General features: G+C 65.9%; 20 protein-coding genes. 4 read left to right on the top strand and 16 right to left on the bottom strand.

Annotated elements, in window-relative coordinates; translation table 11 throughout:
- Nucleotides 1–4: 4 nt before the first annotated feature.
- The 13 genes from CPH63_RS19680 to CPH63_RS19620 form a co-directional block, all read right to left on the bottom strand.
- Nucleotides 5–655, bottom strand: coding sequence for a GspMb/PilO family protein (locus CPH63_RS19680; RefSeq protein WP_096304459.1), 651 nt, complete (start codon nt 653–655; stop codon nt 5–7).
- Entirely contained in the window at nt 652–1,389 is a 738-nt protein-coding gene (locus CPH63_RS19675) for a PilN domain-containing protein (RefSeq protein ID WP_096304458.1), read from the bottom strand. Before CPH63_RS19675 ends, CPH63_RS19680 begins: the two co-directional genes overlap by 4 nt.
- On the bottom strand, nt 1,389–2,414 hold the full coding sequence (gene pilM / locus CPH63_RS19670) for a type IV pilus assembly protein PilM (RefSeq protein WP_096304457.1): 1,026 nt from the start codon (nt 2,412–2,414) through the stop codon (nt 1,389–1,391). Before pilM ends, CPH63_RS19675 begins: the two co-directional genes overlap by 1 nt.
- 90 nt (nt 2,415–2,504) lie before the next feature.
- Nucleotides 2,505–3,287, bottom strand: a complete 783-nt coding sequence (locus CPH63_RS19665; RefSeq protein ID WP_096304456.1) for an A24 family peptidase — start codon at nt 3,285–3,287, stop codon at nt 2,505–2,507.
- A gap of 1 nt (nt 3,288) precedes the next feature.
- Entirely contained in the window at nt 3,289–6,210 is a 2,922-nt protein-coding gene (locus CPH63_RS19660) for a hypothetical protein (protein WP_157749668.1), read from the bottom strand.
- Nucleotides 6,207–7,094, bottom strand: a complete 888-nt coding sequence (locus tag CPH63_RS19655) for a hypothetical protein (protein ID WP_157749667.1) — start codon at nt 7,092–7,094, stop codon at nt 6,207–6,209. Before CPH63_RS19655 ends, CPH63_RS19660 begins: the two co-directional genes overlap by 4 nt.
- Nucleotides 7,091–7,609: a type II secretion system protein gene (locus CPH63_RS19650; RefSeq protein ID WP_096304453.1), complete on the bottom strand. Its 519-nt coding sequence runs from the start codon at nt 7,607–7,609 to the stop codon at nt 7,091–7,093. Before CPH63_RS19650 ends, CPH63_RS19655 begins: the two co-directional genes overlap by 4 nt.
- A gap of 122 nt (nt 7,610–7,731) precedes the next feature.
- Nucleotides 7,732–8,211: a prepilin-type N-terminal cleavage/methylation domain-containing protein gene (locus tag CPH63_RS23820; protein WP_096304452.1), complete on the bottom strand. Its 480-nt coding sequence runs from the start codon at nt 8,209–8,211 to the stop codon at nt 7,732–7,734.
- Nucleotides 8,212–8,372: 161 nt separating this feature from the next.
- Complete coding sequence (locus CPH63_RS23550; protein ID WP_096304451.1) at nt 8,373–8,828, bottom strand: prepilin-type N-terminal cleavage/methylation domain-containing protein; 456 nt, start codon at nt 8,826–8,828, stop codon at nt 8,373–8,375.
- A gap of 155 nt (nt 8,829–8,983) precedes the next feature.
- Nucleotides 8,984–10,285 carry a hypothetical protein gene (locus CPH63_RS23545; RefSeq protein WP_206745592.1) on the bottom strand — a complete coding sequence of 434 codons (1,302 nt, stop codon included), beginning with the start codon at nt 10,283–10,285 and terminating at the stop codon, nt 8,984–8,986.
- A complete protein-coding gene (locus CPH63_RS19630; protein ID WP_197704456.1) occupies nt 10,282–11,505 on the bottom strand; it encodes a type II secretion system F family protein in 1,224 nt (407 codons plus the stop codon). Before CPH63_RS19630 ends, CPH63_RS23545 begins: the two co-directional genes overlap by 4 nt.
- Before the next feature lie 12 nt (nt 11,506–11,517).
- Nucleotides 11,518–12,648: a type IV pilus twitching motility protein PilT gene (locus tag CPH63_RS19625; protein WP_197704455.1), complete on the bottom strand. Its 1,131-nt coding sequence runs from the start codon at nt 12,646–12,648 to the stop codon at nt 11,518–11,520.
- A 158-nt stretch (nt 12,649–12,806) separates the two neighbouring features.
- Nucleotides 12,807–14,477: a GspE/PulE family protein gene (locus CPH63_RS19620; protein ID WP_096304448.1), complete on the bottom strand. Its 1,671-nt coding sequence runs from the start codon at nt 14,475–14,477 to the stop codon at nt 12,807–12,809.
- A 185-nt stretch (nt 14,478–14,662) separates the two neighbouring features.
- Here CPH63_RS19620 and CPH63_RS19615 point away from each other — a divergent pair, with 185 nt between their 5' ends.
- Nucleotides 14,663–16,249 carry a phospholipid carrier-dependent glycosyltransferase gene (locus CPH63_RS19615; protein ID WP_096304447.1) on the top strand — a complete coding sequence of 529 codons (1,587 nt, stop codon included), beginning with the start codon at nt 14,663–14,665 and terminating at the stop codon, nt 16,247–16,249.
- 112 nt (nt 16,250–16,361) lie between these two features.
- Here the strand turns inward: CPH63_RS19615 and CPH63_RS19610 are convergent, their stop codons facing one another.
- Complete coding sequence (locus CPH63_RS19610) at nt 16,362–17,108, bottom strand: glycosyltransferase family 2 protein (RefSeq protein WP_096304446.1); 747 nt, start codon at nt 17,106–17,108, stop codon at nt 16,362–16,364.
- 124 nt (nt 17,109–17,232) lie between these two features.
- On the opposite strand from CPH63_RS19610, the gene CPH63_RS19605 reads away from it, so the two are divergent.
- Nucleotides 17,233–19,257: a hypothetical protein gene (locus CPH63_RS19605; protein ID WP_157749666.1), complete on the top strand. Its 2,025-nt coding sequence runs from the start codon at nt 17,233–17,235 to the stop codon at nt 19,255–19,257.
- A 96-nt stretch (nt 19,258–19,353) separates the two neighbouring features.
- Here CPH63_RS19605 and CPH63_RS19600 read toward each other — a convergent pair whose 3' ends face one another.
- A complete protein-coding gene (locus tag CPH63_RS19600) occupies nt 19,354–22,944 on the bottom strand; it encodes an error-prone DNA polymerase (protein ID WP_096304444.1) in 3,591 nt (1,196 codons plus the stop codon).
- 133 nt (nt 22,945–23,077) lie between these two features.
- Between CPH63_RS19600 and CPH63_RS19595 the strand changes: the two genes are divergently transcribed.
- Together CPH63_RS19595 and CPH63_RS19590 are read left to right on the top strand one after the other, a co-directional pair.
- Complete coding sequence (locus tag CPH63_RS19595; RefSeq protein ID WP_096304443.1) at nt 23,078–24,682, top strand: methyl-accepting chemotaxis protein; 1,605 nt, start codon at nt 23,078–23,080, stop codon at nt 24,680–24,682.
- 265 nt (nt 24,683–24,947) lie between these two features.
- The gene (locus tag CPH63_RS19590) at nt 24,948–25,163 is read left to right on the top strand and encodes a hypothetical protein (RefSeq protein WP_096304442.1); all 216 of its coding nucleotides are present in this window, start codon (nt 24,948–24,950) and stop codon (nt 25,161–25,163) included.
- 1 nt (nt 25,164) lies between these two features.
- Here the strand turns inward: CPH63_RS19590 and CPH63_RS19585 are convergent, their stop codons facing one another.
- Nucleotides 25,165–25,617: a YdeI/OmpD-associated family protein gene (locus CPH63_RS19585; RefSeq protein ID WP_096304441.1), complete on the bottom strand. Its 453-nt coding sequence runs from the start codon at nt 25,615–25,617 to the stop codon at nt 25,165–25,167.
- Between the last annotated feature and the right edge of the window lie 20 nt (nt 25,618–25,637).

Raw genomic sequence — 25,637 nt, 5'->3', positions numbered from 1 at the left:
GCTACTACTTTCCAGCCGGGTGCAGCTGCTCGGCCGCGGTTGACGGGGAGACGAAGACGGAGACCGAGAGCTTCATGATCGACTGGGAGTTGATCGATTTGGCGTCGGTGCCGGCCTGCAGATCGGTCTGGTTGATCAGCGTGGCCCGGGGCTGAATCTTCTGCAGCTGAGCCAGGAAGGCCTGCAGTTGGTCGGCGCTGCCCACCGTCGTCACGCCGATCGGAATCGAGTAGAGACCGGCGGCAGGCGCGGCGGCGGTGGTGCCAGTGCTGCTGGTGGTGCCGGTGGCGACTGCGGCGCCGACGGTCGCGTTCGAGACGGGGGAGCCAACCGTCATCGAGGTGAGGTTGACCGGAGCGCTCGAGGCCGAGGAGACGATGTTACGGACAAAGGTGGTGAGTTCAGCACTGGTCGGAAGGGCCTGCTCCTCCGTCTCCAGCTGGGCCTTGAACTCGTCCAGCTTGGAGCTGTCCATCTTCAGCACGTTGATCTGTTCCTGCAGGCGCTGATTCGTGCGGGTGACGCTCTCCTTCTGCGAGTTCAGCGACGCGGTGTCACCGTTCTGCGGGCTGATCAGGAAGAAGTAGCCGAGCATCAACAGCAGAACGCCGCCGAGAACGCCGAGAATGATGGTGGATCGTTCGTTCTTCGTCATTTACCCGCTCCCGACGTCGAGCCGCTCGCGGCGCTTGAACTGAAGCGTCCGCCGGTGAGCAGCTTGGTGGTGAGGACGAAGGCGGCGCTGAAGGCGATGCCCCCATCGGCCTGCAGGATGCTGGAGGGCACCGGGGCGGTGACGCCGGGTACCTTGCTCACCGCGTCCACGAAGGCAGCCACGGTGTTCGGGCTCGACGCCATGCCGGTGACGGTCAGCGTGCCGACCTCGGCCAGCCCGCTGGTGTTCAGCAGCGCCGTGCCGCCGGCCGTAGTCGTCTTCGTGCTGGAGGCGTCCAGGCTGCCGCTGAGCGTCTGGATGCTCAGGCCCTGGGGAACGCTGTGGCGGACCGCCGCGATCAGATCACCCCACTGCAGGTCGCCGGAGAGCAGCGAATTCAGCGAAGCGGTGATCTGCTTCGACTGCGACTGAACCTGGCTGAGTTCGCCGTAGGAGTGTTGCTTCAACGTCAGTGCCGTGGTCTGCGCGTTCGCGGCGTCGATGTCGCTCTGCGCGCTGGAAGTCTGGATGCGGGCGATGACGTCCCAGCCGATGATGACGACCAGCAGCCCGGCGAGCGCCATGATGGCCATCTTCTTGGCCTTCTTGCCCTGGCGGGCCTCGACGATCTCCCGCGGCAGCAGGTCGGCGCAGACGTTGATCATGGTCATCGGGCCGGGGACCGGCAGCTGGGCCGGCCCGGAATCGGGCGCCTGTCGGGTGAGCATGGACATCACGCAGCTCCGAGGGTGAGGCCGACCGACACCGCGGCGGCGGATTCGAACCGGCTCATCGCGTCATGGCGACCGACCCGGCGAGCATCCTGGACCCGGACCAGTGGGTCCGCGACGTAGGTTTCGACCTTCAACTCACGGGTGAGCAGTTCGGCCAGACCGGGCAGCTGGGCGCCGCCGCCGAAGAGGGCCAGTCGCGACACCGGGTCGGTCGGACGGGTGGAGCGGAAGTAGGCGAAGGAGCTGCGGATCTCGTTGACCAGCGGGCGCAGGGCCTCGGCTACCACATCAGCGGTCTCCGGTCCCTCGGTGGCGTCCAGGCCGACGCGTCGCTTCAGCGACTCCGCCTCCTCGATGTTCGCGCCCAGACGAGCCGCAATCATCGAGGTGATCTCGGCGGCGCCACGCGGGATGGTGCGTACCACGCGGGGTGCGAACTCGCTGTAGACGATGAGGTTGGTGGCATGCGCGCCGAGGTCGACGACGGCCTGCGCCGACGGGCCGGCGGCGGTCGAGGCGCGCAGAGCGGCGAAGGAGGCGAGGTCGACCCGGTTGACCGTGAGGCCGGCCTTCTCAACCGCGCGTACCGAGGCCAGCACACCCGCCTTGGGTACCGCGATCAGCAGGCCGTGCATGAGCTCAGCGCCCTCGACCTGCTCGAGCGGGTAGAAGTCCAGCAGCGCGTCCTCGACCGAGAAGGGCACGATGTCACGTACCTGGAAGGGCAGCGCGAGGCGGCGCTCCTTGGCGCTGAGGTTCGGCAGATCGATCTCGCGGACGACGATCTGCTGGTTGTTCACGCCGAGCACGACCTGCTTGCTCTTGAAGTTCTGGGTGTTCCACATCAGCCGCAGTGCGTTGGTGATGGTGTCCTCGTCCTGCACGACTCCGGCCACGACCGCACCTTCGGGCAGCGGAAGCTGGCCGAAGTTGGTGACGATCGGCTGATCCTTGGTGCGCGTCGCCTCGATGGCCCGGATCGAGGTCGATCCGATATCGAGACCGGTGAGGGCCAGTGCTGCCATTGCGAGATCCTTCGCTTGGGGGAGAGCGGAGACGTTAGCTAACTGATCGGTAATCAGGGGGGAGACTTGAGTTACTGCGCCTTCGGATTGCTAGCCGATTCCGGCCAGCGTGCCGTACCAGCTGGCGATTGGCGTCGAGACGAACATGGCCAGCACCGCCGCGGTGAGCATGAACGGGCCGAAGGGAATGGCACTCTTGCGACCGGCGCGGTGGCTGAGCAGCAGGGCCACCCCGACCACGCCACCGAGTACGAAGCCTCCGAAGCCGGCCACGATCACCGCCGACCACGAGATGGAGCCCAGGAACAGCCCGAGCAGCCCGGCCAGTTTCACGTCGCCGAAGCCCATACCGCCGGGTTGGATCATCACGATCGCGAAGAAGATCGACCAGAGTGCGGCCATCGCTCCCACTGCTCGTAGCGCCGGTGTCCAGTCGTGATTGACGATCGCGGCCAGCACCAGCAGCGCAACGCCGACGGCGTAAGAGGGGAGCACGATGGCGTTCGGCAACCGCTTGGTGTCGATGTCGATCATGGTCAGCGTGACGACCAGCGCGCTCAGGTAGAGATAGGCCGGCAGTTCGACGGTGAGCCCGAAGTGGGCGGTCATCGCGGCGAAGAGCAGTCCGGTGGCGGCCTCGACCAGGGGGTAGCGCGGGCTGATCGGTTCCCGGCAGCTCGCGCAGCGGCCGCGGAGCACCAGCCAGCCGAGCACCGGCACATTGTGCCGATTCTTTATGGGCGAATCGCAGGACGGGCAGTGCGAGCTGGGAAAGAGCAGCGACTCACCGCGCGGAACCCGGTAGATCACCACGTTCAGGAACGACCCGATGGCCAATCCCAATACCGCGAAGAGCGCGACGATGACGGCCATGTCAGTTCCCGGTGGGGGAGGAGAGCGTGCCGACGCTCCAGCTGGTCGACTGGTCTTCCTTGGTGGGGATCCAGGGCAGTCCCGAGTTGGAGAGGTCGACGTAGTTGTAGCTGACGTCGTAGCCCGAAGGCGGGGTGTTGTCAGTGGTAGTGGTGCGCTCCCACTGGGTGCCGTTGGTACCACGGTGCAGTTGGTAGACACCGCCGAAGACGTTGGCTGATCCGCCGTTGGCGCCGAAACTGCCCTTGTCCGGGTTGTCGGTGGTGAAGGAGCCCTCCATACCGGAACTGGACAGCGTCGAGCCGAGGGCGAAGATCGCCGCGTTGATGTCGATCTTGCTGAGGTCCGGCCGCACTTCTACGTACTGCGCCGAGGGGTGGTTGCTGCCGAGCAACGCCTTCAGGGTGTTGTAGGTGTAGAGGCCGGTGGTGTCGTTCGGGCAGAAGCCCGCGTCGGTCGCGGCCAGGTAGGTCGTGGTCTGCAGCTTGCAGGCCACCGGGTGGTAGATGCGCACGTTGTTCCAGGCCGTGAGCGCGGTCGCGCCGGTACCGTTCTTGTAGCTCTGGGCCGCGCTGCCACCGTTGGTCAGCGTCCCGGTGTCGATGATGTCGTCCTCAGCGATGACGCTGAGCTTGCCGGAGTTGGATCCCTCGATGTAGGCGTCACCCGGTCCATACTTGCCGTCGGTCGTGTAGGTGTTGTACACCGTGCGGTCCGCCGAGACCGGGAAATTCGAGGTAGGGGACGAGATGATCGTCGGCGCCGTGTACTTGGTGGAGGTTGAGCTGTTGGTGACTGTGAACGCCAGCGGCGACGATGCCGGCGCGCTCCAACTCCAGGTGCCGATGCAGGCGCCGAGGACATTCAAGACCGAGCAGACCGCGTTCTCGCGGTAGACCGAGTAGACGGTCTTGCTGTCAGTCTTGGTGCCGTTCTGCCGGTAGGTACCGTCGCTGTTCTGCATCAGCGCGTCGGAGAACGACGGTGAGTAGGTCGTGGGGCTGGTTGCCACCGCGGTCGTCGTCGTGGTCGGCGAACCGGCGACTACGACGTAGCGGTGGTCGCTCTGACCCGATGGCGCCGGTGCCCCGTGGGTGGTGTCGGCTTTGGTGGTGAGGGTATTCGTCAGAGTGCCGATCGGATCACTGCTCGACTGGACCGTGGCCTGCAGCGATGCGTAGGTCGGCACCTCCGAGTCGAAGGTCGACTGGCTGTTCAGACTGGTCCCAGAGCAGAGCAGGACGCACGGCGGAAGGTTCTGGTTGGCCCATTTCGCTGTGAAGAGCGCGCTGACCTGAGTGGGTCCGGTATCGGCGGCCTGGGAGACTGCCCCGGAGCTCACCTTGAAGATCGGGTTGCTGCTGATCACCTGTCCCGCCGACGTCTTCCCGCCGGTCGCCAGATAGCTTCCGGCCGGCGACCCGGTCGAGGCCGGCCACTTGGTCCGGTCATTGTCGCCGGCGTTCTTGACCACAATGGCCGCGGTCGATGAGATCGTCGCGCCGGCCACGCCGGTCCCGGTAACCGGCTCGTTCTGCGCGGGATCCCAGACTCGCGGCGGGCTGCTCACCGACAGGCCGGGGGCGGAGTTGTAGCAGGGTGCGGAAGCGCTGGGGGAGGCCAGCGTCTCCGGGCTCGTTACCGTCGCCGTGGCGCCGTTCACGACGATCCGGGTCGGCCCGTAGTAGATGCAGGTCGGGGTCGCCGGCTCCGCCTCGGCCGGCAGCTGCGGGCGGTCCACCGGATCGCTCACCACGTTCGACTTGAGCGTCTGGAGGAGGTCCTCCTGGAACTGGACGTAGGGCAGGCTCGGCGCGCCCTTGTCGGCCGTCCAACCGGTGCTCGCCCCCTCCAGGAACTGCGGCCCGAGACCGGTGTTCGTCACCTTGGAGAGGTAGAGCGCGTCCTTGGAGTAGACCGGGCCGGTGAAGGTCTGGCCGGAGGTCATGGCGACCGCGCAGAGTCCGCTGTGCTGCTGCGCGGTGAGGGCGCCCAGCGAGATCGGGATACCGAGGAGGCTGACCAGCGCGAGGTTTCCGCCTTCGGTCCAGTCATAGCCAGTGGCCGGGGCCGGGTTGATCGATGACCGCAGCTGCTGGCGGCCGTAGGTCTGGCCGGTGATCGAACCGCCCATCCCCGGGTCGTAGAGGGCGCCGGTCGACGGGTCGTGTTCGTCGGTCGGGTAGTAGAGGTTGTCGCACCAGGTGGCCGGCGGGTTGCCGTTCCAGGTCACCGACGAGCCCGAACCCAAGCCCGCACCAAGGATGCTGGTCAGGCCGGTGACACCGGAGAGGACGCTGTTGAGCACCGACGAACTCGGCAGGGCAATGGTGCGCTTCGGGTTCTGCTGGGCGATGAGCTGGCTGCCGACGGTCTCGTAGGTCGAGGAGTAGGCGAGGTCGAGCGTCGACTGGGCCGGGGTGATGTCGGCGACGATGCTCCGGGAAACTTTGCCCACCGTGCCGGTCGACTTGATCCGGATCTTGTGCTGGCTGATGTACAGGTTGTTGGCCAGGTTGAGTGTGTCGACGGTGAACGTCGCCGCCAGACCGGCAGCGCCCGAGCCGGGGATGGTTATCGTCGTGCCCGGCGCGTTCACCGCGAGCAGGCCCGCCCCGGCGGTGCTGGTTGAGAGAGACGGGCACGGGGTGGAGGAGCTGAGCGTGCTACAGCGAATGTTCAACCAGGCCTGGTAGTACTGGACGCCGGCCTCGGCCGCCGCGACTGCGCGTGAAGCGTCCTGGCTGGTCTTGGCCGGAACGATTCCGTTGGCGGTTACGACGAGCATGGAGGTGGCGGAGATGAGGACGATGGTGGTGACGACCAAGGTGTAGATCAGTGCGAAGCCGGACTCGACCGCCTCGACACCCGTTCCCCGAACTCTCGCCATTCGGGCCAGAAACGCCCGGCGCGCCCTCTTCATGAGTTACCTCCAGGAACGGATGCGGCACCGGTCATCGCCGCCGCTGAGATGTAGGACTGGTTGGTGGCGACGCCGTCGCTCGTCGTCGTTGTCACAGTGAAGGCGATGACGATGCTGCTGGCCGGCACCGTCGTCGGCACCGTTGGGTTTCCGGATCCACACCAGTAGGTCGAGGTGTCAGCGTCGTTGCAGGCGGTCTTCATCACCGAGAGTCCGGGTGACCCGGCGTCGGAGGCGCTCATCGCCAGCTGGGCGCCGGCGGCCGAGCACGGAATGAAGAGCTGATTGATGGTCGACTGCGAAGTGCCACAGCCGGCCTGTGCGCCGAGGGTCACGTTGGTGGCCAGTACGCGGGTCGTGGTCGCTCCACCCACCGCTGGCGCGCCGGAGGCGTCATAGCCGCCGGCGTTGGCCGGGGTGTCGGGGTAGGAGCGCTCGATCAGTGACCCGTTTTCAAGGGCCAACCACATCTTGGTGCTGCTGGCCCGGCTGCCGGTGGTGGACCCGCGATTGCCGACATTTGCGTAGAAAACCAGGTTGGTCGCGTCGAGGTAGACGATCGAATCACCCTGACGGGCGTCGACGTCCTGGGCCACACTGTTGAGCACGACGTGCGTCGGGTCGTAGGCCGGGGTGTCGGCGACCCGGATGAGCTGCGTCCAGGAGTCAAGCGCGTCGCGGGCCGAGGCGCTGGAGATGTTGGCGGTGACGGTGCGACTGGCCGCGGTGTTCGAGGAGATGAAGAAGGCCAGCGTCATCGCACCGAGCAGGGTGGCCAAGCCCATTGAGACGACTAGTTCCATGAGCGTCATGCCCGACTCGGCGCCGGACTGGCCGAGGGCGCGGTGCCGTACTGCCCGGAGGATTCGCTTGGCCGCCATCATGCGCTCACGCAGGCCAGTGCCGTGTCCGAGCGGGCCGGTGCGGACGCACCGTTCCAGCTGACCGTCACCGTGATGTAGAGCATCAGCGGCAGCAGCGAGTTGTACAGCCCGGTCTGGTTGGGAGCGGTGGCGCAGGTGACACCTGCGGCGAAGGTCAGACCGGGTTGGCCGACGCTCACCGAACGGGTGACGGTGAAGGTCTGGGCACCGACCTTGACCGAGGTCGGCGAGATCGCGGTCACTTGAGCCGGCGACATGCTCCGGGCCTGCTCGATGTAATCGCGGGCGACGTTGCTCGCGGTGGTACGCACCCGGGTGGCGTTCGAGGCGTGGATGCCGTTGCCGATTCCCACCATCACGGTGCTGCCGATAATAATCAATAAAGTAAAGGAGACGACGACCTCGATGAGGGTGAAGCCGCCCTCTGATCGTTCAGTTGTGGCGTTGTCGCTCTGCGTGTTCAACGCACGACGGAGGTGCCCAGTGACGGCAGCAAAGAGTTTCGCTGTGGTCATCGGACACCTCCTGTTGGGTCGTGCGGCTCGACGAACCGCGTGCGTCGCTAGGCGCCTACCGGGTTGCCCTCTTTGCCGAGCGCCGAGGTTCGCTCGCTCGGCAAAGAGGATTGGCCAGTGAACTAGGCGCAGTCGTTGACGTTCGTCGCGCTCTTGTCGAGCTTTCCGGTGACCGTGCTGTACGTGTACCACTGGCCGCCGTCCTTCTGCATGGCGCAGACCATGTAGCCAGCGGGGCTTGCCAGCGGCTTGTAGACAAGCGTGACATCCGTCGATGCGTTGGCCTTGGTGGTCGTGGCACCGTCGACCGACACGAATGACATGACACCGCTGGTCGCGTCGACGGTGACAGCCGCTGCCAGCGGGTAGGCGCTGTTGTCGGCCTGGTACTGCTCGATGACGGGGATCGCGTTGCGGACGTCCGACTGGGCCGATTTGTTCTCGGCGCCCTTCTTGTAGTTGCTGTAGAGCGGGATCGCGATGGCGATGAGGATGCCGATGATGACGACAACCACGAGGAGCTCGATGAGGGTGAAGCCGCGGTCGCCTTCGGCGCGCTCTTCACGGATCGTCTTGAGCTTGGTGAGTAGTGATGCGAGCATTTCGTTCTCCTGTGTACGGGGGTGACAGGGTGGTGAGGTGATGTCCGCGCGAGTAGGCGGGGGTCCTAGAGGCGCGATGCGATATTGATGGTGGTACAGCGGTACTGCTGCCGGGTGCGGCGCTCGTCCACGAGCGCCGCACGCGACGATCCTTCAGGTAATTACGGGTTGATCTTGCCAGCGCCGGTGGCAGTGCCGCTGGTGTAGCTGTAAAGGGTTCCACCGTCGGTGTTCTTCGCAGTGATGGTGTACGCGGTGGCAGCGGAGTCCCAGGTGTACTTGAGCGTGTTACCGGTCGATACGGTGATCGTGCCGTTCGGGCACTCGGCGCCGAACGTCAGGTTGGCGCTCTCGGCCGGCGCCTGGGTGGTGGTCGGGTACTTGTTGCCGTTGTCGGTGTAGCACTGCTCGATGACCGGGATGGCGTTGCGAACGTCGGACTTGGCCGACTTGTTCTCGGCGCCCTTCTTGTAGTTGCTGTAGAGCGGGATGGCGATGGCGATGAGGATGCCGATGATGACGACAACCACGAGGAGCTCGATGAGGGTGAAGCCGCGGTCGCCTTCGGCGCGCTCTTCACGAATCGTCTTGAGCTTGGTGAGCAGTGATCCGAGCATGGGGTTCTCCTGATTGGGGGATGGTATTCACCGGGCTGGGGTCCGGCGTCTTGTTGGGCCAGCCACCAAGCTCGGTGACCGTTCGATCCGTGCAGCTACTGCACGAAACTCCTATCGGCAGTTGTGCCTGGGTAGTTAGCTCGTTCAGCGAGCAATTAGTTCAAGTTCGGCGGGATCCACTGGGTTCCACCCGGTGCCGGCGTCGGCGTGGCGCCGCCGGTCGGGGTCGCCGTCGGAACCGGCGTGGCCACCGGGGAGGAGGTCGGCGTCGGAGTCGGCGTCGAGCCCGGCAGGTTGTTGCCACCGGTGCCGGTAGGCGTCGGAGTCGGAGCGGAGGTCGCACCCGGCAGTGCCGTTCCGGTTCCGCAGTTGGTGTAGGCGTACTTCAGATCGAGGAGGTTTCCGAAGTTCGTTCCGGAGAGGCCGCTCGGGGCACTGATGTAGAGACCGCTACCCATGATGTTGAAGCCGAAGTTGAAGGCCAGGTCGAGGCCGATGGCCAGCCCCCAGGCCTCGGCGGAGTTGGTGGTGGTGACGCCGCCCGGACCGATGTGGATGGTGAGCTGGATCGCGGCGGTGACCGGGCTGGTGCCCTGATCGGCGAAGAACGAGCTGCCCAGGCCGGAGCTGGTGGTGAGCTGCCCCGGGTTCAGCGCGAGCTGCACGTAGAGACCCTGGTTGGTGACGGTCGCGGTGAAGTGCGTGCCGTTGGCGTCGCCCAGCGTGCCGCCGACCGGGGCGGTGCTGATCGTCTTGCCACCCATCGACGCGCTGAACGGAGCGGAGCTGCTGCTGCTCGCCGTCTGGGTGGTGATGAGGCCGCCGAGCAGGCTGGTGGTGGCCATCGTCCAGGTGGCGGCCGGCGAACCGGCTGTGCCGGTGACCGGGCAGGAGACGCCGGAGGTCGGGCCTGCGTTGGAGAAGAGGTTGAAACCAAAGGCACTCAGGCTCGAGCTGTAGGACTGGGCCTTGGCGCTGTAGGCCGTGGCGTCGGCGGTGGTGAAGCCGACCGGGCCGCTGGCCGAGAAGCTGATCAGGTTCGGGACGCCGGCGCTGAAGCCGGTGTTGTAGCAGTTCACCGAGCTGAATCCCGGGGAGGTGCAGGACGGGAAGGCGCCACCGGCCGGCATGGAGACCGAAGAGGTGGGGGTGGTGGCCTTGTACTTACCGAGGATCGCATTCGTGATCGCGTTGACGATCTCGGTCGGCATCGCGGCCACGCCCTGGATCAACGGGTTCACCACGGCGTTGAGAATGGGCTGCAGGAAGCTGAGCAGGCCGGTTGAGGTGATGGTCGGCTTGAGCAGGCCGGGGCCGGTCTTCACCGCCGCCGAGTAGGACGTTCCGGTGGGCGTCGCGGCACTGGCCGGGACCATCGGAACGCTGACGCTGATGACTGCTACTGCGACTCCGGCCGCGACTGCGTACCGGGCTCTGCGCGTAATCGACCTTTTCACGATGTCCCCTGAACATGCTGGTAGATGGTAAACATTGGGAGGTATAGGCAGATCACCATCGAGCCGACGATGACGCCCATGAAGACAACCATGATCGGTTCAATTGACGCCGTGAGAGCTTCGGTGGCGTCCTCGACTTCCTGGTCGTAGAAGTCGGCAACCTTGTCGAGCATGGTGCTGATCTGGCCGGTCTGCTCGCCGACCTCGATCATCTGGGTCACCATCGCCGGAAAGATTGCGTGCTTACGCAGTGGTGTGGTCATCGGCTGCCCGTCGCGGACAGCCTGCTGAATATCCTTGGTTGCTTCGGTGATCACCGAGTTCCCCGTGGTGTCACCGACGACTTCCAGCGCCTGGATCACCGGCACGCCCACCGAGAGCAGCGTGCCGAGGTTGCGGGTGAAGCGGGAGATCGCGATCTTCTGCAGCAGTTTCCCGAATACCGGAAGTCGAAGTTTGAAGGCGTCGAAGGCGAGCCGGACGCTGGGCTTGTTCCGCAATTCACGGCGGAAGAGCATCGTGCCCGCGATCGTCGTGCCGGCCACCAGCGGGAACGCCCACCACATCTGGTGACTGGTGACGACCAGGATGCGGGTCGGCAGCGGCAGCTGCCCGCCGAGAGATTTGAACATCTTCTCGAAGACCGGAACGATGAAGACGATGACGCCGACGATCATGATGAGGCTGAAGGCGAGCACGATCACCGGGTAGGTCAGGGCGCTCTTCACCTTGCCCTTGAGCGCCGCCTCCTTCTCCAGGGTGGTGGCGATTCCGTCCAGGGCGCCGTCGAGGAAACCGCCGGTCTCACCGGCCCGGATCATCGCGACCATGAGCTGCGGAAAGATCCGGTCGTGCTTGGCCAGGGCGCTGGACAGCTGGGCGCCGCCCTCAACGTCGGTGCGCACGTCACGAAGTGCCTCGCGCAGCTTCGGCTTCTCGTTCTGCTCTTCCAGGATGGCCAGCGAGCGGATCAGCGACATGCCTGAGGAGGTCATCGTTGCGAACTGGCGGGCCAGCACGGCGAGGTCGCGGGTCTTGATCCGGCCACCGAGGCCGGGGATCGCGATCTCCTTCTGCATGCCGGTGCCGGCTTCGGCGATCTTCAGGGGGGTGAGGCCTTGCTGCTCCAGGGTTGCCGCGGCCGCGGCCTGTGACTTGGCCTCGATCTTGCCCTTTGCGCGACTACCGTCGGGGGAGATGGTCTCGTAGTCGAACGTCATGGTCATGGTTCTTTACCGCCGTCCAAAGAGCCGGTCGAAGTCCTCGGGGGAGTGGGCCAGCCCGCGAGCGGTGCGTTCGTCGATCGCGCCGGCCCGCACCTGCGAGGCCAGTGACGAGTCGAAGGTGTGCATGCCGTTGAGGCTGGAGGACTGCATGAAAGACGGGATCTGGTGGATCTTTCCCTCGCGCACCAGGTTGCGGATGGCCGACGTGGCGACCAGCACCTCGGTGACGGCGACGCGCCCCGGCCGGTCGATGCGGCGGACCAGAGCCTGGGTGACGATGCCCTGCAGCGTGTTGGCCAGCTGAGCGCGGATCGTGTTCTGCTGCTCGTGCGGGAACATGTCGATGAGACGGTCGATCGTCTGGGCCGCGCTCGAGGTGTGCAGCGTGGCCAGCACGAGGTGACCGGTCTCGGCCGCGGTGATGGCGACGGCGGCGGTCTCGATGTCTCGCATTTCCCCGACCAGAATCACGTCCGGATCCTGACGAAGAGCGGCCTTCAGCGCGATCGCGAAGGAGGCGGTGTCACTGCCCACCTCGCGCTGGGTGATCTTGCTCTTGCGGCCGTGGTGCACGAACTCGATCGGGTCCTCGATGGTGAGGATGTGTCCTGACCGGCGGCGGTTGATCTCGTCCAGCAGGGCGGCCAGCGTGGTCGTCTTGCCCGAGCCGGTCGGACCGGTCACCAGCACCAGGCCGCGGTGCAGGTTGCCGAAGTCGCCGAGAACTGAAGGCATCTCCAGCTCGGCCAGCGAACGAATCTCGTGCGGGATGGCCCGGAAGACCGCGCCGTAGCCACCCCGTTCGCAGAAGACGTTGACTCGGAAGCGGGAGATGCCGGGTACGTCGTGGGCCAGGTCCAGTTCCTGGGTGCGCTCGAATCGCTCCCATTGGCCGTCGGTGACGATCGAGCGGATGAGCATCGCGATGTCGGTGGCGGTGAGCTCGGGATAGCCGTGCATGTCGTAGAGATCGCCGCTGACGCGCAGCTTCGGCGCGACGCCGGCGCCCAGGTGCAGGTCGGAGCCCTTGGCCTGGACGAGCTCGGTGAGCATCGTGTCCAGGGCAGCGCGTTCCTCGCTCAGATCGACCGATCCGTGCGAACGCTGCGAGACGTCTCCGACGGTGTGACTGGTCACCAGTGCACCCTTAGCCCTTCCGTGGCCTGAAATCCTTTACGAACGCTTAACGCGCCGTGGGCTAACGGTAGGGGTGATCCGGGTGACTCGCAATTTGGAACGGAAATTAGTTTCCCGAGAATGCGTGGATAACTTGACTTTACGTCAAACTAACTTTGCTAGACAGCTACTCGAAGAACTTCTGCGACGGTCGTAAGCCCATCGGCCGCCTTGCGCAGGCCGTCCGTGCGGAGGCTGTGCATGCCTTCGGCGGTGGCGACTTTGCGGATCTCGTTGGCCGATGCGCGCTCCACCGCCAACCGCTCCACCTGCTCGCTGACGGTCATTACCTCGTGCAGCGCGACCCGACCGCGATACCCGGTACCGGCGCAGGATCGGCAGCCGACCGGATGCCAGAGTTCCTTCGGTAATTCGATGAGATCCACCGGCCAGCGCGAGGCCAGCAGATCGACCTCCTCCGGACGGTAGGACTCGCGGCACCACTCGCAGAGGCGGCGGGCCAGGCGCTGGGCCAGGATGCAGTCAACCGACGAACCGACCAGGAAGGGCTCGATCCCCATCTCGATCAGGCGAGTAATTGCGCTGGGTGCATCGTTGGTGTGCAGGGTGGAGAGGACGAGGTGGCCAGTGAGCGAGGCCTCGACGGCGAGCTGCGCCGTCACCTTGTCCCGGATCTCACCGACCAGCGCGACGTCGGGGTCAGACCGCAGAATGGCCGGCAATACAGCGGCGAAGGTGAGGCCGGCTTTGATGTTCACCTGTACCTGATTGATCCCAGGTAGGCGGTACTCGACCGGATCTTCGACGGTGATGATGTTGACCTCTGGCGTGCTTATCTTGCTCAGCGTGGCGTAGAGAGTGGTCGACTTCCCGGAGCCCGTCGGCCCGGTAACCAGAAGCATTCCGTGCGGCTTGGTGAATGACTCCGAGAAGCGTGCGTAGTTGTCATCGGTGAAGCCGAGCTTGCGCAGATCGAGGTCGATACCGCCGGTGTCGAGTACTCGCAGGACGACCTTCTCGCCCCAGACCGTCGGTAGCGTAGCGCTACGAAGGTCTACTGAACGTGACCCGAGGTTGACGGTCATGCGGCCGTTCTGGGGCACTCGCCGTTCGGTGATGTCCAGCGCCGACATGATTTTGATGCGCGAGATGAGCGCGGACTGCACCGCGTGCGGCACGGTGTCGATCTCGTGCAGCACGCCATCGATGCGGTAGCGGACCCGCAGATCACTCTCGGTCGGCTCCAGGTGGAGGTCGGAGGCGCGGTTGGCGATCGCCTGCTCGATGAGCGAGTTGACGTAGCGAACGATCGGGGCGTCCTCGCCGCTGGCCTGCAGGTCGGCGTTGGTGTTCTGGGTCGGTGACCCCAGAGCGGCCGCCACCTCGCCGAGGTCGTTGTCCTCGCGCTGCAGTCGCTCGATGGCCTTGAGCAGGTCGTCGCGCGCGGCCACCACCGGACGGATCGACATCCCGGTGGATGCCCGCAGGTCGTCCAGGGCCAGTACGTCGTTGGGGTCGCTCATGGCGACGATCAGTTCGCCCAGTTCGATCCCGACGCCGAGCACGGTGTGTCGGCGAGCCAGCGCCAGTGGCACCTTCTGGGCGGCCTCATTGTTGAGGTCATGGGTCACCAGGTCGATGACTCGCAGGCCGTAGGCCTCGGCCGTCGCCTCGGCGAGGTCGGCCTCGGTGATGACGTGGTCGTTGACCAGTACGTCGCGGAGCTCTCGGCCGCTGGCGTGCGCGCTGGCGATCGCCTGATCGATCGCAGGCTCATGTGCCCCGCGCTCGATCAGCTTCTCTAGCACAGGCGCCAACGACTGATACATGGGGTCAGGTTAACCGAGAATTACACAGAGTGCCCTGTTGAAAGCGCCGTTTGTGAGTCGACTAAACAACCTTCATCGAGCGCTACGATCCGGGCGCCCACGCCACCCCGGCTTGGTGCCAGTTGTGCGGCAACTCTCGGCAGAGCCTCACCTCTCAATGCTTACTGCGTTATTCTGCGCCAGTGATGTCGCCGAATCCCGCCTCCGCCCGAGTCCCGACGAAGGCGCGTGTGAAGTCGTCCAGCAAAGCCAGTGCCGACGATGCGACTGTCGACCCTCGCGGGTCCGACGGTTCGAAGACGACGGGCAGTGGTTCGCTGGCCCGCGTGCAGGGCTGGGGGCGCGACCGGCTGACCCACCGTCCCGAGCTGGTCATCCTGACCCTCTTCGCGCTCATCACTCGCCTGGTCGGGGTGACCAAGCCGGCTGCGGTCGTCTTCGACGAGGTGTACTTCAAGACCGCCGCCGGTGACTACCGCACGCACCAGTACTTCTTCGACCCCCACCCGCCGCTCTCCAAGCTGCTTATCTCGCTCTGGTCGTGGGTGGCCGGGCAGAACCCGAACGTAGTGGCCAGCAGCACCGAGGCCGACACCGCCGTTCGCTACCTGCCGGCCTTCGCCGGCGCCATGCTGGTGCCGATCGTCTGGATCATCCTGCGTCAGCTCAAGGCCAGTCGGCGGGTGGCGGCGCTGGGCGCGACCGCGGTGCTGCTGGATAACGCGCTGATCGTCGAGTCACGCTTCGTCCTCACCGACTCGATGCTCGTCGCGTTCGGCGTCGGCGCCATCGCCGCCTACCTGGCCACCCGGACCCGCACCGGCTGGCGCTTCTGGGCCTTCGTGGTCCTGGCTGCGCTCCTGGGCGGCGCGGCGTTCGCCACCAAGTGGACCGGGGCCACCGCGCTGGCCCTCATCGCTCTCATCTGGCTCTACGACGTCGTCGTCAAGTTCTACGGGGACGTCATTCGGGCCAAGCGTGGAATCGACCGCAGTTGGTGGCGGGTGGCCGGGGTCGCCGCCATCTTCCTGGTACTGCCGCCGCTGCTGTACTTCGCCGCCTTCTGGATCCACTTCGCGCTGCTGACCCACACCGGGCCGGGCGACGCCTATATGTCGGCCCGCTTCCAGCGCACCCTGATCGGTAACCCGAACTACGACCCGAACTATCACATGACGTTTTGGGGCAAGTTCTGGGACACCTATCACGCGTCGACGCTGTACGAGAAGGAAGTCACCAAGATCGGCCACCCGTACGGCTCGCGCTGGAATCAGTGGCCGCTGATGAACCGCTCCATCTACTACTGGGCCGGGCCGTCGGTCGGGGGCGAACAGGGCAACATCTACCTCATCGGCAATCCGATGGTCTGGTGGGGCGCGGTCATCGGGATGATCGCCGTCGCGTCGAACATGCTCTTCCAGCTGCGCCGCTTCGCCGGTTACATCTTCGCCCTCTGCCTGCTTGGCGTGGGTTATCTGGCGAACTGGCTGCCCTTCGAGCGCATCCACCGCGTCATGTTCCTCTACCACTATCTCTTCGCTCTGCTCTACAGCATCATGTTCGCCGTGCTCGGTCTCGGCGTGCTGATGAACTGGAACCGCGAATCGGATGAGCACTTCTGGTCGAACTGGGAGTGGAAGCGCGACTGGCTCTACGTCACGATCTTCGTCGTGATGCTGCTCGGCTTCCTCTTCATCGCCCCGCTCACCTACGGCTGGCAGCTCTCCTCGGGCGGTCTCGACCTGCGGATGCTGCTGAACAAGTGGCGGTAGCCGGTTACCTGCAGGAACGAGAGAACCCCGTCAGCCTGAGGCCGGCGGGGTTCTCATCGTCTATGTGGTCGGCACTGCCCTGTGCTCAGCGCCAACCGAAGCGCGGTAGTGACTAGTGCGAGACCTTGGACTTCGCGGAGCGCTTGACCCGCTCGACGCGGTGAATCTTGACCCGCAGCGCGACCAGTTCAACGAAGGCCTTGGCGACGACCTTGAGGCTGGCACCGGTCGCCTCGCCGGCGGTGCGCTCGAAGTGCTGGACGCCGACCTGGGCGAACGGGTGATCGGCTCGCTTGAGCTTGCAGAGCAGCTCGGCCGAGATGACGGCACCGTCGGACTCCAGCGGCATGATGTCCTCGAGCGCGGTGCGACGGATCAGCTTGAAGGCGCAGTCGAGGTCCTTGACGCCGACGTTGAGCACCATCCGAACCAGAAGCGCCCAGAGCTTCGCGTTGACCTTGCGGCCGAAGTGGTCTTTGCGCCCCTCGCGGAAGCCGAGGACCACGTCGAACTTCTCCGTGCTCGGCAGGAAGCGGGCCAGGTCGCCCACGTCGAATTGGCCGTCACTGTCAGTGAAGAGCACCCACTCTTTGGTAGCCGAGGTGAAGCCGGTGCGCAGAGCCGCTCCGTAGCCTCCGTTGACCGCGTGGTGCACGACCCGGACCCCGGCGACCTCGTCGGCCAGTCGGTCGGCGAGCTCGCTCGAACCGTCGCTGGAGCCGTCGTCGACCAGGATGATCTCGAAGTCCGAGATACCGATCTGGGCAATGGCTTTGGCAGCGTCCGTCGTGGTCTGCTCCAACAAGGCGACCTCGTTGTAGACCGGAAAGAAGAGGCTGAGAGAGGTGAGCTGGCTCATAGTTACCGAAGCGTAGCTGCTATTACTTTCGACGCCAAGTGATAGCGAAATGTTAGGGTGATCGAATGTCTGAGCGGCCAGTATGACCGCGCTGCTCTACCTGATTATCAGCCTTGCGTTCGGTGTGAGCGCGACTCGGTGGGTGGGTCTGCGCCTTAACGTATTTGAGTTCGCCGCGGCATCTATCGTGGTCGGCAGCTTCGGCTTCACCTGGATCATGCTGCTGCCCTGCATCGTCTTTCCCTACTCGGTTGCCCTCCCGCTCGGGGCGCTGTTGGTGGTCGCGCTCGGCGTGCTGCTGTGGCTGCGCGGGCGGTGGCGCGGCTTCGAACCGCTCAGCCGGCGGATGCTCATCGCCTGGTCGGTGATCGCGGCGCTGTCGCTGCTCTTCTGGGCCACGCTGAGCTGGACGCACGACCTGAATCCGGTCAACGGGACGCTGATGTCGGCCGGCTCGACCTGGGCCGACTTCGGCCTGCACGCCAACATCGCGACCCATCAGGCCTACGCCGATCGGCTCCCGGGCAATCTCCCGATCGCCAGCGGCACCAACATGACGTACCCCTTCCTGATCGACTTCCTCTCGGCTCTCTTCCTCAAGGGCGGGTGGAGCCTGCACCTGGCCCTGGCCATTCCCGGCACGCTGCTCTGCTGGTCGATCACCCAGCTCATCCTCGGTTTCGGTCGCCGCCTCTTCGGCAGCTTCGCCGGCGCCGTCGTCGGGTGCGTACTGACGCTGGCCGGCGGCTCCTTCATCGGCATCACGCTGGCCTGGCACAGCTACTCCGACAGCGGCAAGAGCCTGACCAAATGGCTCGGCAATCTTCCAGACGGCTTCGCGGGCTCCTGGGAGCACAATGCGCCGTTCTTCAATCCGGTCGCCGACCTGCTGCTGCCGCAGCGGGCCTTCCTCTTCGGCCTCGGCATCTGGCTGGTGATCGCGATCCTCTGGCACCGCAGCTTCGTCGGCGACGCCGGCATGCCGGTGCCGCTCGGCGATCTGGATGGGTCGGGCTCGGCCGCCGGGTCGGCCATCGATCCGGGTAGCCGTTCAGCCAAGTCGCAGACTTCGCGACCGGCCCGAGCCGGCACCAAGGCGGCGGCCCGCAGCAGCGTCAAGGCGCCGGTCGTGGTGACCCAACCGGCCGAGGTGCCGCTCGATGCGACCGGTCGGCGGGCGCTCTTCAGCGGTGCCGTGCTCTTCGGCCTCATGCCGATGACGCACGCCCACTCCTTCATCTGCGCCGCGGTGCTCTTCGCCGGGCTCTTCGTCTGGGTGGTCATCCACCGGCGGGCCGAGATGAAGACGTGGCTCATCGCCGCCGCAGTGGCCATCGTCATCGCGCTGCCGCAGTTGGCCTGGCAGCAGTTCGCCGTCGAGAACGGCACCGGCGGGCACGTCACACACGGCTGGGTGCGGGTCGCCGGAGATCCGATCCTCTCCTTCGAGTGGCGCAACTTCGGGTTCCTGCTCATCGTTCTGCTGGTGATCATCGCGCTGCTCTTCCGTCCGGGCTGGCGGCTGTACCGCCCCTGGTACATCCCGTTCCTGATCCTCTTCGTGCTGGCCCAGCTCTACAGCGTGCAGCCGCTGGCCTATGACAACCTGAAGCTTTTCTTCTACGTCTTCATGCTGGCCATGCTCTTCCTCGGAGCCTTGATCATGCGTATCAAGCTGCCCACGTCCTGGGCCACCGGCGGGCTGCGAACCGTCGCCGTGGTGGTGGCCTTCGCCGTGATCGGAACCGGCGGCGCATTGACGATCGTGCGGGAGTACCAGCTCAAATACCAGTTCGCGTCGGCCGATGACTTGGCGTTGGCCGACTGGGTCAAGGCGAACACCTCGATCAACGCGATCTTCGCCGGCACCCCGTCCACCGGGGAGGCGGCCGGTACGGTGGCCGGTCGCAATCTGCTGCAGGCGTATCCGGGGTGGCTCTTCAACTACAACCTGGACACCACCGGGCGCGACGCCGCGCTGGCCGCACTGATGCGGGGCGATCTCACCGACCCGAACGTCGCCAAGTACAAGCCGGATTATCTGGTGGTCGGCAGTAACGAGGCTCCGGGCACCACCGACCCGGCGGGGCTGGCCAAGCTGAACAAGGTCTACAGCAACGACAGCTGGACCGTCTACAAACTCCGCTGACCGTCGAGCCCCCGCTTTTCACATGGAATCACCGGTTTCCGCGCGAAAATCGGCAATTCCGAGCGAAAGCGCCGAAGCCAAAAACGGTCGGGTACGTCAACGGAAATCGCGCGACGTCGAGCGGAGCCCGAGCGGTAGTCGCTCGATCCGTTCGGCACTGACGTTGGTCACCCCGTCCGCCCGCTCCAGCATGCCGCGGATGAGCAGCCCGCCGGACATCCGGGCCACCTTGCGATAGCGGGTCCAGACGATCGGGTCGCAGATGACGTTAACCATGCCGGTCTCGTCCTCGAGGTTGATGAAGGTGACCCCGCGGGCCGTGGCCGGGCGCTGCCGATGGGTGACGATCCCCCCGATAATCACCCGTGTTCCGTTGCTGATTCGCTTCAGCTGGGCCGACGGGATCACTCCCAGTGCATCCAGCCGGGGCCGGATCAGCGCGGTCGGGTAGTGCTCACGCGATATCCCGGTGGCCCAGAGGTCGGCCATCAGCTGCTCGGGTTCGGTCATCGCCGGCAGGTCGGGGACGCTCGTCTCGTCAAAGGTGCGGACATCGAGCTGCCCCGGTCGCGAGGAGGAGACGGCGCCGGCGATCCAGAGTGCGTCCCGGCGCCCGATCTCGAAACTGGTGAAGGCACCCGCGGTGGCCAGCGCCTCCACCTGGTCGGTGCTCAGCCCGACGCGGCGGGCCAGATCCCCCATCGAGGTGAAGGGGCCGTTGCTCTCCCGCTCGGCCACGATCCGCTCGGCGTGGGCGTCGCTGATGCTGCGCACGCTGCTCAGCCCCAGCCGGACCGCGGGCTGCACCGGCCCGGGCCCGGAGTACGGAGCCTCGGCGAACCCTCCTGCACTATGGGCACCATGGCCCTCAGAATGCAGGAGATTCGCGTCAGAAGCGGGCAACCACTCCAGGTTGGCCGCAGCGAGGGAGATGTTGATGCTCGGCCCGAGCACGGTGACGCCGTGGCGCTTGGCGTCATGCACCAGCGACTGCGGTGAGTAGAAACCCATCGGCTGTGCGTTGAGCAGCGAGGCGCAGAAGGCCGCCGGGTGGTACAGCTTCAGCCAGGAGGAGGCGTAGACCAGAAACGCGAAGCTGATCGAGTGGCTCTCGGCGAAGCCGAAGGCGGCGAAGGCCTTGATCTTGGTGAAGATGCCATCGGCCACCTCGCCGACGATCCCGTTGGCCGCCATCCCGTCGTAGAGCCGCTGCCGCAGCGCCTCCATCTTCTCGTGGGAGCGCTTGGAGCCCATCGCGCGTCGCACCGCATCCGCCTCGCTCGGCGAGCAGCCGGCCGCATCGATGGCCAGCTGCATCAACTGCTCCTGGAAGAGCGGAATACCCAGCGTCTTTTTAAGGTGTTTCTTCAACTTCGGGTGCGGGTAGGTGATCTCCTCCAACCCCTTCCGGCGGCGGATGTACGGGTGCACCGACTCGCCCTGGATCGGCCCCGGGCGGATCAGCGCGATCTCGATCACCAGGTCGTAGAACTCGCGGGGGCGCAGTCGGGGCAGCGTGCCCATCTGGGCCCGTGACTCGATCTGGAAGACGCCGACGGTGTCGGCTTCGCAGAGCATGTCGTAGACCAGCGGATCCTCAGCCGGCACCTCGTGCAGGCCGTACCGCTTGCCGTGGAACTCTTCGACGAAGTCGAAGCAGTACTTCAGCGCCGAGAGCATCCCCAGGCCGAGCAGGTCGAACTTGACCAGCCCGATCGAGGCGCAGTCGTCCTTGTCCCACTGCAGCACAGTGCGGTTCGGCATCCGCCCCCACTCCACCGGGCAGACCTCGACGATCGGACGATCGCAGATCACCATGCCCCCCGAGTGGATGCCGAGGTGGCGCGGGGCGTTCTGCAGTTCGACGGCCAGGTCGAGAACCCGCTGCGGGACCTGTGCCTCCGACTGTGACTCCGACTCTGACTCTGACTGTGACTTCGACTGTGACTCCGACTGTGACTGTGACTCTGGACTTGATTCGACTGTTGCGAAGGTGTCCGGGGTCCAGTAGTAGCTCAGGTCGATCTCCTTGCTCCAGGCATCCTGCTGCCCGGCGGAGTAGCCGAGTGCCTTGGCCACGTCCCGCAGCGCCGACTTGGGGCGGTAGCTGATCACGTTGGCCACCTGGGCTGCATGGTCGCGGTCGTAGCGCTGGTAGACGAATTGGATCGCCTCCTCTCGGCGGTCGGACTCGATGTCGACGTCGATGTCCGGCGGCCCGTCGCGGTCGGGGGAGAGGAAGCGTTCGAAGAGCAGCCCGTACCTCACCGGGTCGACGGCGGTGATGCCGATGGCGAAGCAGACGGCCGAGTTGGCCGCCGATCCCCGGCCCTGGCAGAGGATGCCTCGTGAGTGACAGAACTGGGTGATGCCCCAGACGACCAGGAAGTAGCCGGGAAAGTTGAGCTGATTGATGATCCGCAGCTCATGCTCGATCTGCTGGTAGGCCGGCTCCGTCTCAGCCGAGCGGGCGCCGTAACGCTGCTCGGCCCCGTTCAACGCGAGCTCGCGCAGGTAGGTCATCTCGTTGTGACCCGCCGGCACTGGGAAGGGCGGCAACTCGGGTGCGATGAGTTTCAGCTTGAAGGCGAGCTCGGTAGCCAGCCCGGTTGCCGTGTCGGTGAGGCTGGCGCCGGCGGCCGACCCGCTGAGGCCGCAGTTGCGCCAGCGGCTGAAGCGGGCCGCCATCTCATCACCGCTACGCAGGTGCTGATCCGACCAGCCCGGCAGCCAGCCGTCCATGTCGTCCAGCGTGCTGCGGGCCCGGACGGCGGCCATCGCGGTGGCCAGGGGACGTCGTACCGGTGCGTGGTAGTGCGCCGCGGTACTGGCGATCATCGGCAGCCGGGCCTCTTCGGCCAGCAGCGCGAGGGCGTCGTAGCGGTCGTCGGCCAGCGGATCGAGACTGTGGGTCAATTCCACGACGACGCTCTCCCGGCCGAAGCGGGCGACCAGTTCGTCCAGGGCGGCGCGGGCCGGGTCAAGGGCAAAGGTGCCGTACCTCGACGGGCTCTCCAGCGCCCCCCGGACACTGCCCTTGCGGCAGCCGGTGAGAATCAGCCAGTGCCCGTCGGCGTCGGCGGTGAGTTCCTCCAGGTCATAGACCGGCCGTCCCTTGACCCCGCCTCGGCGGTGGGCGGCGCTCATCGTCCGGCAGAGCGAGGCGTATCCGATCGGGTCGCGGGCCAGCACGAGCAGATGCCGCCCGGGCGGGTCGGGAATACCGGCCCGGGCGGCGATCATCCGCTCCGACTGGGTGCGGGGAATCTCGACGTCCAGGCTCAGCTCGGCCCCGAAGATGGTGGGCAGGCCCAGCGCGTCGGCCGCCTCGGCGTATCGGACGATGCCATAGACCCCGTCGTGGTCGGTGAGGGCCAGCCCCTGCAGCCCGAGCCGCACCGCCTCCTCGGCCATCTCCTCCGGCGAGCTCGCACCATCGAGGAAGCTGAAGGAGGAGTGCGCGTGCAGCTCGGCGTAGGGAGTCCGATTTGGCTCAGGTGCCAGGCGCTCGGGGCCCGGGATGTAGGCCTCGCGCTTGCGCGACCAGGCCGGAGAGTCACCGCCGTCCCCCGGCACATCGTCGAAGTGTGGATCGCCCGGACGAGGCTCAGCGGAGCGCCCGTCACTCCGGCCGGAGAGGCGCCGCTCCAGCTCGCGCCAGGGGATCGGCGGATTCTGGAATCCCATCCACCCATTGTCGAACGTAAGTTCGAAATGTCAAACCGGGAGGGGGCGCCGCCCGGAGGATCTGACCGGCGTCTCAGGTTCGGCCTCGCGCAGCCGAATGAAACCGGTAATGACCTCCGGAAGGAATACATAGATGTCTGCCCGCAACAATCGCATCGGCGCCCTGCTCGATGACCGGTCCCTACCGGTCAAGATCCTCTCGGCCGTCGTGGTCTCGCTGATCGCCACGGTTGGAATCACCTGGATCTCGGTGGCGTCGATGAAGTCGATCCGCACCACCTCCCAGCACGCGGCCAACGTGGCGCTCAGTGCGCAGGGGGCGCTGGCCGACTTCCAGGCGGCTGCCGTCGGGGTGACCGGCGATTCGCTCGCCGCGCAGATCCCGGCCTACTCAAACGCGGGCAAGTCGTCGATGGTGGTGGACCTCAAGGCCGCCTCGGACGCGGTCGTCAAGCTGACCAACATCATGGCCGGCACTCCCGGCGAGTCGGTGGCCGCCCAGCTGGCCGCTTCCTGGAAGGACTCGGTCGCCTTCAACAACGAGACGCACGCCCCCAAGTCGGCAGCCGAGGGTCAGGCCATCGTGGTCGAGTACAACGACCTGGTGGCTAAGCAGCACGCGGCGGCCCAGGCCACCAAGGACTACGTCGCCAAGCTCATCGCCGACACCACCAAGCAGAGCAAGGACGCCCAGAACCGGGCGATTCGCAACGTGCTGCTGGCCCTGATCGCGTCGGCGATCGTCTCGCTGGGCCTGGCCTGGTTGGTCGCCTCGCGGACCCGCCGCAACCTCGGCGCCCTCGGCGTCGTGGTAGACGCGCTGGCCGCCGGTGACCTCACCAAGCGCACCGGCCTGGACTGCAAGGACGAGGTCGGCACCATGGCCAAGGCGCTGGACAAGGCCGGCGTGCAGTTGCAGCAGGACTTCTCGCTGGTCGCGTCGAACGCTCGTGATCTCTCCGCCGCTTCCGGGCGCCTGATCTCCGTCGCCGCCACCGCGGCCGGGTCGGTCGAAGAGGCCTCAGTGAAGTACGAGCAGGTCGCGGAGAACGCGCAGGCCGTCTCCAGTGATGTGCACACCATCGCCACCGCCGGTGAGCAGATGGCGGCCTCGATCCGGGAGATCAGCACCAACTCCTCGGAGGCCACCCAGTTCGCCTCGCACGCGGTCGAGGTAGTGGAGTCGACCAACGCGACCGTTACCCGCCTGGGCGTCTCCTCGTCGCAGATCGGCGACGTCGTCAAGGTGATCACCACGATCGCCGCCCAGACCAACCTGCTGGCCCTCAACGCCACCATCGAGGCCGCACGGGCCGGTGACGCCGGCAAGGGCTTCGCGGTCGTCGCCGGTGAGGTGAAGGACCTGGCCCGGGAGACCGCCAAGGCCACCGAGGACATCACCCGCCGGGTGCAGGCGATTCAGGCCGACACCACCGGTGCCGTCCAGGCGATCGCTGAGATCGGCGAGATCATCGAGAACATCAACCGGTTCCAGCTGACCATCGCATCGGCGGTGGAGGAGCAGAGCGCGACGACGGATGCGATCAACTCGACGCTGAACTCGACGGCCAACCAGTCCGGTCAGATCGCCAGCAACATCAGCGACATCGCTGCGGCCACCCAGCAGACGGCTTCCGTCGTCGCCGAGACCAATGCGGCTGCCCGCAACCTCTCGGAGATGTCGGCCCAGCTCGACACCCTGGTCGGACGCTTCCAGTTCAGCGACAACGCCAAGTAACGACAACGCCAAGTAAGCAGAAGTAGGTAGCTCCAACGCAGAAGGCTTCGCCCGGACGGCTGTCGTCCAGGCGGAGCCTTCTGTCGTCCAGGCGGAGCCTTCTGTCGTCCAGGCGGAGCCCATTTTGCAGCGAGCGGGATCGTTCGGAAATAAGATCGTTCGACTTCCTTAAGACCTGGCTCTGACGGCCGATGTGGTTCAGGACACCCCCACCAGAGGGTGCCGCTGGGCACGGACCTTTCCGCCGATTGAGCAGGAGTTGCCAATGACCGCGTTGATGGATTCTGTAGTCACCGAGATTGCCCCGCGCCGCGCGGCGAAGTTGGCTCCCTACGCCGATCAGCGGTCACCCCAGACGACCTTCACCGACTCCGGCATCGCCGACCCGCTGCGCCTGCTCACCGCGGCCGACCGCGCACTCACCAACGACGCCGCGGTCACCTGGCTCATCCTGCTGCTCAGCCAGTCCCAGTCAGCCTGATTCAGCGGTCGGCACGACCCTCGCGCAGCATCGACACCGCTTGCGCAACCCGGCGCTGTCGGGTCTCCTCCTTCTTGGCCTGCAGGATCCAGTCGACGTAGCCGCGTCGGCGGCTCAGCGACAAGCCGGCGAAGAACTCAGCGGCGACCGGGTCCTCAGCCAGCCCCGCCGCCAGATCATCCGGGACCTCGAGCGTCCTGACCTGGGTGTCGAGTTCGACCTCGACCTCCAGCTCGTCGCCGGCCGCGATACCGGCGCTCTTGCGCACCTCGGCGCTCACCGGAATCAGAAACTGGCCACCCCGAGCCGCCACCGTGCTCGGGTAGGTGAAGCCGTTGATCGTCACCTGCACGGCCGGGCGTTTGCTGCCGCCGAGCGTCGCGACCACCTCGTCCGGAACGACCAGGCCAGTTGCTGTTTTGCCGTGCAACTCAAGGGTGCTGCGAAATTTCATACCCCAGCCTACGACGCGGG

The organism is Jatrophihabitans sp. GAS493 (genome assembly GCF_900230215.1).
Lineage (GTDB): Bacteria > Actinomycetota > Actinomycetes > Mycobacteriales > Jatrophihabitantaceae > MT45.
The sequence above is the reverse complement of the archived record's forward strand: the minus strand, read 5'-3'. Positions and strand labels throughout refer to the sequence as shown.

Coding starts and splice junctions, on each gene's coding strand:
- CPH63_RS19680 (WP_096304459.1), bottom strand. CDS start 655: ATGACGAAGAACGAACGATCCACCATCATTCTCGGCGTTCTCGGCGGC.
- CPH63_RS19585 (WP_096304441.1), bottom strand. CDS start 25,617: ATGAAATTTCGCAGCACCCTTGAGTTGCACGGCAAAACAGCAACTGGC.
- CPH63_RS19675 (WP_096304458.1), bottom strand. CDS start 1,389: ATGTCCATGCTCACCCGACAGGCGCCCGATTCCGGGCCGGCCCAGCTG.
- CPH63_RS19665 (WP_096304456.1), bottom strand. CDS start 3,287: ATGGCCGTCATCGTCGCGCTCTTCGCGGTATTGGGATTGGCCATCGGG.
- CPH63_RS23820 (WP_096304452.1), bottom strand. CDS start 8,211: ATGCTCGCATCACTACTCACCAAGCTCAAGACGATCCGTGAAGAGCGC.
- CPH63_RS23550 (WP_096304451.1), bottom strand. CDS start 8,828: ATGCTCGGATCACTGCTCACCAAGCTCAAGACGATTCGTGAAGAGCGC.
- CPH63_RS19615 (WP_096304447.1), top strand. CDS start 14,663: ATGTCGCCGAATCCCGCCTCCGCCCGAGTCCCGACGAAGGCGCGTGTG.
- CPH63_RS19630 (WP_197704456.1), bottom strand. CDS start 11,505: ATGACGTTCGACTACGAGACCATCTCCCCCGACGGTAGTCGCGCAAAG.
- CPH63_RS19650 (WP_096304453.1), bottom strand. CDS start 7,609: ATGACCACAGCGAAACTCTTTGCTGCCGTCACTGGGCACCTCCGTCGT.
- CPH63_RS19620 (WP_096304448.1), bottom strand. CDS start 14,477: ATGTATCAGTCGTTGGCGCCTGTGCTAGAGAAGCTGATCGAGCGCGGG.
- CPH63_RS19655 (WP_157749667.1), bottom strand. CDS start 7,094: ATGATGGCGGCCAAGCGAATCCTCCGGGCAGTACGGCACCGCGCCCTC.
- CPH63_RS19660 (WP_157749668.1), bottom strand. CDS start 6,210: ATGAAGAGGGCGCGCCGGGCGTTTCTGGCCCGAATGGCGAGAGTTCGG.
- CPH63_RS19610 (WP_096304446.1), bottom strand. CDS start 17,108: ATGAGCCAGCTCACCTCTCTCAGCCTCTTCTTTCCGGTCTACAACGAG.
- CPH63_RS19600 (WP_096304444.1), bottom strand. CDS start 22,944: ATGGGATTCCAGAATCCGCCGATCCCCTGGCGCGAGCTGGAGCGGCGC.
- CPH63_RS19590 (WP_096304442.1), top strand. CDS start 24,948: ATGACCGCGTTGATGGATTCTGTAGTCACCGAGATTGCCCCGCGCCGC.
- pilM (WP_096304457.1), bottom strand. CDS start 2,414: ATGGCAGCACTGGCCCTCACCGGTCTCGATATCGGATCGACCTCGATC.
- CPH63_RS19595 (WP_096304443.1), top strand. CDS start 23,078: ATGTCTGCCCGCAACAATCGCATCGGCGCCCTGCTCGATGACCGGTCC.